The sequence below is a fragment of the Pseudomonas sp. FW305-28 genome (assembly GCF_017351395.1).
GTDB lineage: Bacteria > Pseudomonadota > Gammaproteobacteria > Pseudomonadales > Pseudomonadaceae > Aquipseudomonas > Aquipseudomonas fluorescens_AA.
The window spans coordinates 1-6,763 of sequence record NZ_JACNDD010000231.1; the positions used below are offsets into that span (position 1 = coordinate 1).

The following is a 6,763-nucleotide window of genomic DNA, read 5'->3' on the forward strand; positions in this document are numbered from 1 at the left end:
CCCACAGGGAATGTGGTCTGTTTCGAATGTAATCAACCTCCCGGTTTTCATGGGGGGGTTTGGGGGGGCTCTGGCCCTTGACTGTTGATTCAACATGGAGAGATCGGGATGGTATTTTCATCCAACGTGTTCCTGTTCCTGTTCTTGCCGATCTTTCTCGGCTTGTACTACTTGAGCGGGCAACGCTATCGCAACCTGCTGCTGCTGATCGCCAGCTACGTGTTCTATGCCTGGTGGCGTGTGGACTTCCTCGCCCTGTTCGCCGGCGTGACCCTGTGGAACTACTGGATCGGCCTGAAAGTCGGCGCCGCCGGTGTGCGCACCAAACCGGCCCAGCGCTGGCTGTTGCTCGGCGTGGGCGTGGACTTGGCCATCCTGGGCTATTTCAAATACGCCAACTTCGGCGTGGACAGCCTCAACGCCATCATCACCGGCTTCGGTCTCAACCCGTTCATCCTGACCCACGTGTTGTTGCCGATCGGGATCTCGTTCTACATCTTCGAGTCCATCAGCTACATCATCGACGTCTATCGCGGTGACACGCCGGCGACCCGCAACCTGATCGACTTCGCAGCGTTCGTGGCGATTTTCCCGCACCTGATCGCCGGCCCCGTGTTGCGTTTCCGCGACCTGGCCGACCAGTTCAACAACCGCACTCACACGCTGGACAAGTTCTCCGAAGGCTGCACGCGCTTCATGCAGGGCTTCATCAAGAAAGTGTTCATCGCCGACACCCTGGCGGTGGTGGCCGACCATTGCTTCGCCTTGCAGAACCCGACCACGGGCGATGCCTGGCTCGGCGCCCTGGCCTACACCGCGCAGCTGTACTTCGACTTCTCCGGCTACAGCGACATGGCCATCGGCCTGGGCCTGATGATGGGTTTCCGTTTCATGGAAAACTTCAAGCAGCCCTACATCAGCCAGTCGATCACCGAGTTCTGGCGCCGCTGGCACATCAGCCTGTCGACCTGGCTGCGTGACTACCTCTACATCACCCTGGGCGGTAACCGCAAAGGCACGCTGATGACCTATCGCAACCTGTTCCTGACCATGCTCCTCGGTGGTCTGTGGCACGGCGCGAACATCACCTACGTGATCTGGGGTGCCTGGCACGGCATGTGGCTGGCCATCGAAAAAGCGGTGGGCATCAACACCACGCCACGCAGCATCAACCCGATCCGCTGGGCGCTGACTTTCCTGCTGGTGGTGATGGGCTGGGTAATCTTCCGGGCCGAGAACCTGCACGTGGCCGGTCGCATGTACGGCGCCATGTTCAGCTTCGGCGACTGGTCGCTGTCGGAACTGACTCGCGCCAACCTCACCGGCCTGCAGATCGCCACGCTGGTGGTGGCCTACGTGACCCTCGCCTTCTTCGGCCTGCGGGACTTCTACACCAACCGTCCGCCGGTCAAGGCCAAGCCTGAGGTCAACACCGAGGCCAACGGCCCGGCCACCGCGCAGCCGGGGATGATCAAGGCGGTACCGGGTGACAACCCGGCGGCGATCCATGAACCGGGCTACACCGTGGGTGTCGAAGCCCAGGTGCAACCGGCCTACTGGACCGTGGACTGGTCGCGCTACGTGATGCGCGCCCTCGTGCTGCTGCTGTTCATCGCTTCGATTCTCAAACTCTCGGCGCAAAGCTTCTCGCCGTTCCTTTACTTCCAGTTCTGAGGGATCTGAATATGACCCGCTCATTACGCATCTTCTACGTCGTGCTGTTCATGCTGATCCTGACAGCCCTGGGTATTTGGTCGATGCGCAGCTTCTTCGGCTTCAGCACCAACCCCGACGCGACTGTGCTCAACGGGCGCTGGGCCAAGGCCGTGGAAACGCACTACGACGAAGAGTTCCCGATCAAGCGCCTGGGCACCAACATCTGGGCCGCGCTGGACTACAAGCTGTTCAACGAAGGCCGCAAAGGCGTGGTCCTGGGCCGCGACCAGTGGCTGTACAGCGACGAAGAGTTCAACCCGATCGTCAACGAAGAGCTGAACCTGCAAGGCAACTATGCACTGGTCGAAGGCGTGCGCCAGAAGCTCAAGGAACAAGGCATCACCCTGGTCATGGCGATCGTGCCGGCCAAGGCGCGGCTGTACCCCGAGCACCTGGGCGAAGTGAAGCCTTCGAGCATCCACGCCAACCTCTACCAGGATTTCCATGCTCGCGTCGCGGCGGACAATATCCTTGCGCCTGACCTGCTCGGCCCGCTGCAACAGGCCAAGCAAAACGGCCAGCAAGTGTTCCTGCGCACCGACACCCACTGGACCCCGGAAGGCGCCCAGGTCGCTGCCGAGAACCTGGCCAAGGCCATTGCCGAGCGCACGCCGCTCAACGGCGAGCCGCAGCGCTTCGTCACCGAGCCTGCAGAAAAAATCACCCACAAGGGCGACCTGCGCCAGTTCCTGCCGCTGGACCCGCTGTTCGAAAACCTGATGCCAGCCCAGGAGCCGCTGGTCAAGCGCAACACCCGCGAAGCCGACGACCAGCCGGCCGGCGACGACGCGCTGTTCGCCGATGCCCAGGTGCCCGTGGCCCTGATCGGCACCAGCTACAGCGCCAACCCAAACTGGAACTTCGTCGGTGCACTCAAGCAAGCCCTGCACAGCGATGTCGTGAACTACGCCGAAGACGGCCACGGCCCGATTCTGCCAATGCTCAGTTATCTCAAGAGCGATGCCTTCAAGAACAGCCCGCCACAGGTGCTGATCTGGGAGTTCCCTGAACGTTACCTGCCTGTAAACAACGAAATCGGCGACGCCGACCCACAGTGGGTCGCAGAGCTCAAGCAAGCCGGCGCTCGCCAACAGAACGTAGCCGCCAACACCCCATCCGAGACGCCCGACCGGGCGCAAAACTGAAAGAGAGGTCCACCATGACTTTCAACACTACTCCTCGCCGTCTCGCTGCTCGCTCCTTCAAGGCCGTTGCCCTCGTCGCCAGCATGAGCGCCCTCTCGTTGTCCGCCTTTGCCGGTGACTCGGCCCTGTACGGCCCGGTCGCGCCAAAAGGCTCGAGCTTCGTGCGGGTCTATAACGCCGCCAACGCCGAAGTCAGCGCCACCGTCGGCAGCACCAACATCAGCGATGTAGCCCCCCTGGCCAGCAGCGACTTCAGCTTCATGCCCGGTGGCGACTACAGCGCCAAGGTCGGCAGCCAGACCGTGCCGGTGAAACTGGCCTCCGATCACTATTACACCCTGGTCAACAACGCCACTGGCCAGCCGCAACTGATCGAAGAACCGCCATTCAAGAACAAGCAGAAGTCCCTGGTCCGCGTACAGAACCTCAGCGACAAGGCACTGACCCTCAAGACCGCCGACGGCAAGACCGAAGTGGTGCCGAACGTGGCTGCCAAGGGCCGTGGCGAACGCGAGATCAACCCGGTGAAAGTGTCCCTGGCCCTGTTCGAAGGCGACAAGAAAGTCGGCGACCTCAAGCCTGTGGCCCTGGAGCGCGGCGAAGCCGCCGTGCTGTACGTCACCGGTTCGGGCAGCAGCCTGTCGCCAGTGTGGGTGAAACGCCCGGTGTCGACCCGCTGATGAGATTTCCTGACTGACGCTGTGCCCTGTGGGAGCGAGCTTGCTCGCGATAGCTATCTGACATTCAACATGGATGTCGATTGATACACCGCCATCGCGAGCAAGCTCGCTCCCACACTGGACACAGCTGTCATTCGGGTACGGAACAACAACAAGAGAGTGAAACGACAGAACGCAGTAGCTCTAACAACCATTTCGCTTCAAGGAGTAACAAACATGATTCCGGTGATCTTGTCAGGTGGTAGTGGCTCACGTCTTTGGCCGCTTTCGCGCAAGCAATTCCCTAAACAGTTCCTGGCCCTGACCGGTGAACACACCCTGTTCCAGCAGACCCTCGAGCGCCTGGTGTTCGAAGGCATGGACACGCCGATCGTGGTCTGCAACAAAGACCACCGTTTCATCGTCAACGAACAGTTGGCCAACCGTAAGCTCGAAGCCCAGCGCATCCTGATGGAACCGTTCGGGCGCAACACCGCACCGGCCGTGGCGCTGACGGCCATGATGCTGGTCAACGAAGGCCGCGACGAGTTGATGCTGGTGCTGCCGGCCGACCACGTGCTGGAAGACCAGAAAGCCCTGCAACGCGCCCTGGCCCTAGCCACCGTGGCCGCCGAGCGTGGCGAGATGGTGCTGTTCGGCGTACCGGCCACCAAACCGGAAACCGGCTATGGCTACATCAAGTCGACCAACGATGCGCTGCTGCCCGAAGGCGTGAGCCGCGTCTCGCACTTCGTCGAAAAACCCGACGTCAAGCGTGCCACCGAGTTCGTCGAGGCCGGCGGTTACTTCTGGAACAGCGGCATGTTCCTGTTCCGCGCCAGCCGCTTCCTCGAAGAGCTGAAAAAGCACGATCCGGACATCTACGACACCTGCCTGCTGACCCTGGAGCGCAGTGAGCAGACGGCCGACACCATTACCCTCGACGAAGCCACCTTCGCCTGCTGCCCGGACAACTCCATCGACTACGCGGTGATGGAAAAGACCCAGCGCGCCTGTGTGGTCCCACTGTCGGCCGGTTGGAGCGATGTCGGCTGCTGGTCGTCGCTGTGGGAAGTCAATGCCAAGGACGCCAACGGCAACGTCACCAAGGGCGACGTGGTCGTCCAGGACAGCCGCAACTGCATGATCCACGGCAACGGCAAGCTGGTGTCGGTGATCGGCCTGGACAACATCGTGGTGGTCGAAACCAAGGACGCCATGATGATCGCCCACAAGGACAAGGTCCAAGGCGTCAAGCAGATGGTCAACACCCTCAACGCACAGGGCCGCACCGAAACCCAGAACCACTGCGAGGTCTATCGTCCGTGGGGTTCCTATGACTCGGTGGACATGGGCGGTCGTTTCCAGGTCAAGCACATCTCGGTCAAGCCGGGCGCGTGCCTGTCGCTGCAGATGCACCACCACCGCGCCGAACACTGGATCGTGGTCAGCGGCACCGCCGAAGTGACCTGCGACGAGAACGTGTTCCTGCTCTGCGAAAACCAGTCGACCTACATCCCGATCGCGTCGGTCCACCGCCTGCGCAACCCGGGCAAGATCCCGCTGGAAATCATCGAAGTGCAGTCCGGCAGCTACCTGGGCGAAGATGACATCGAACGTTTCGAAGACATCTACGGTCGCTCCACCCCGATCGAACGCGGCGTCTCGGTGAAAACCATCGCCCAGTAATGATCGACAACGATCAGTAAAGATCAGCGTTACGAGAAGCCCCCGTCCAGCCCACTGCGTCCCCTATCCGCAGTGGGTTGGGTGGGGGCTTTTTTTTGAGTCGGGTGATCGCCTGGCATCATTGCTTCAACATTGCCCGCGCCCTTCGGTAGGATGTGCCTACGGTAACGGAGGCTTCCACCATGCTTATCGGCGTCTTGCTGGTCATCACCTGGCTCATCCTGCTGTTGCGCTACCCGGCCAAGGCCTTGCCGGTCTCCCTGGCGGCCTTCATCGGGCTGGGACTGGTCGCCGCGTGGGTGCTCTGGCAGGAAAACCGCGAGACCCGGCAACTGGAGCGCCTGGAACTGCGCATCCGCTATGCCCCCGAACAATGCCCTGCCGACCGGCCGCTGTCGCTGACCCTGAAAAACAACAACGACGTGCCGCTGATCGAGCTGCGCTGGCGGGTCGCGGCCTATGCGCCTGGGGACACCATCAACCTCGCCGACAGCCCCTACAACGCTCCGCGCTACCGTGGCCCCGGCGAACTGCAAGCCGGCGCCGACTGGCAAGACTGCCTGCCGCTGCCGCCTTTGCGCCCGGGTTATCGTCCGCAGACCCTGGAGTTTCGCGCCGAGCGATTGCACGGTAGCTTTTCCAACTGATTGCCCTTCCCCACTTTTTGCACAAGGACCGCGCCATGCCTGTTGCGTTGATTACCGGATGTTCCAGCGGCATTGGCCGCGCCCTCGCCGACGCCTTCAAGGCCGCGGGTTATCAGGTCTGGGCCACGGCGCGCAAGGCTGAAGACGTGGCGACACTCGCCACCGCCGGGTTCACCGCCGTGCAACTGGACGTCAACGATGGCCAGGCCCTGGAACAACTGGGTGAGCGGATCAACCAGCAATGTGGCGGCCTGGATGTGCTGGTCAACAATGCCGGCTACGGCGCCATGGGCCCGCTGCTGGACGGCGGCGTGCCGGCCATGCAGCGTCAGTTCGAAACCAACGTGTTCGCCATCGTCGGGGTCACCCGGGCGCTGTTCCCGGTGCTGCGCCGGGCCAGGGGGCTGGTGGTGAACATCGGCAGCGTTTCCGGGGTGCTGGTCACGCCGTTCGCTGGCGCTTATTGCGCTTCGAAGGCGGCGGTGCATGCCTTGAGCGATGCCTTGCGCATGGAGCTGGCACCCTTCGACATCCGCGTGATGGAGGTCCAGCCCGGCGCGATTGCCTCCAGCTTCGCCAAGAATGCCGGTCATGAAGCCGAACAATTGATCAGCGAACAATCGCCCTGGTGGCCCCTGCGCGATGGCATCCGCGCCCGGGCCAAGGCTTCCCAGGACAACCCGACCCCCACCCACGAATTCGCCGCGGCGCTGCTCAAGGCGGTTCAACAACCCAAGCCACCCCGCTTGCTGCGTCTGGGCAACGGCAGCCGGGCGCTGCCGTTGATGGCGGGTTTGTTGCCCAAAGGGTTGCTGGAGAAGGGGTTGATGAAGCGGTTCGGGTTGGGAAAAACGCTGTAATCAACGCAGGCTTTTTTGCTGTTGTGGTCAATTCCTGTGGGAGCGAG

The 6,763-nt window shown here is 62.1% G+C and carries 6 protein-coding genes; all 6 read left to right on the forward strand.

Going from position 1 to position 6,763, the window contains the following annotated elements; translation table 11 throughout:
* The first annotated feature begins 108 nt into the window (after positions 1–108).
* Complete coding sequence (locus tag J4E53_RS29275) at positions 109–1,674, forward strand: MBOAT family protein (RefSeq protein WP_092166221.1); 1,566 nt, start codon at positions 109–111, stop codon at positions 1,672–1,674.
* An 11-nt stretch (positions 1,675–1,685) separates the two neighbouring features.
* Positions 1,686–2,861, forward strand: a complete 1,176-nt coding sequence (locus J4E53_RS29280) for an alginate O-acetyltransferase (protein WP_060740773.1) — start codon at positions 1,686–1,688, stop codon at positions 2,859–2,861.
* A gap of 14 nt (positions 2,862–2,875) precedes the next feature.
* A complete protein-coding gene (locus tag J4E53_RS29285) occupies positions 2,876–3,541 on the forward strand; it encodes an alginate O-acetyltransferase AlgF (RefSeq protein ID WP_060740772.1) in 666 nt (221 codons plus the stop codon).
* A 216-nt stretch (positions 3,542–3,757) separates the two neighbouring features.
* Positions 3,758–5,209 carry a mannose-1-phosphate guanylyltransferase/mannose-6-phosphate isomerase gene (locus tag J4E53_RS29290; protein ID WP_060740771.1) on the forward strand — a complete coding sequence of 484 codons (1,452 nt, stop codon included), beginning with the start codon at positions 3,758–3,760 and terminating at the stop codon, positions 5,207–5,209.
* 182 nt (positions 5,210–5,391) lie between these two features.
* Positions 5,392–5,856, forward strand: coding sequence for a multidrug transporter (locus J4E53_RS29295; RefSeq protein ID WP_103311247.1), 465 nt, complete (start codon positions 5,392–5,394; stop codon positions 5,854–5,856).
* A gap of 35 nt (positions 5,857–5,891) precedes the next feature.
* The gene (locus J4E53_RS29300) at positions 5,892–6,716 is read left to right on the forward strand and encodes an SDR family oxidoreductase (protein ID WP_103311249.1); all 825 of its coding nucleotides are present in this window, start codon (positions 5,892–5,894) and stop codon (positions 6,714–6,716) included.
* The last annotated feature ends 47 nt before the right edge of the window (positions 6,717–6,763 follow it).

What these genes read in the sequence shown, in the direction of transcription:
- J4E53_RS29280 (WP_060740773.1), top strand. Translation starts at nt 1,686, where the DNA reads ATGACCCGCTCATTACGCATCTTCTACGTCGTGCTGTTCATGCTGATC.
- J4E53_RS29285 (WP_060740772.1), top strand. Translation starts at nt 2,876, where the DNA reads ATGACTTTCAACACTACTCCTCGCCGTCTCGCTGCTCGCTCCTTCAAG.
- J4E53_RS29300 (WP_103311249.1), top strand. Translation starts at nt 5,892, where the DNA reads ATGCCTGTTGCGTTGATTACCGGATGTTCCAGCGGCATTGGCCGCGCC.
- J4E53_RS29275 (WP_092166221.1), top strand. Translation starts at nt 109, where the DNA reads ATGGTATTTTCATCCAACGTGTTCCTGTTCCTGTTCTTGCCGATCTTT.
- J4E53_RS29295 (WP_103311247.1), top strand. Translation starts at nt 5,392, where the DNA reads ATGCTTATCGGCGTCTTGCTGGTCATCACCTGGCTCATCCTGCTGTTG.
- J4E53_RS29290 (WP_060740771.1), top strand. Translation starts at nt 3,758, where the DNA reads ATGATTCCGGTGATCTTGTCAGGTGGTAGTGGCTCACGTCTTTGGCCG.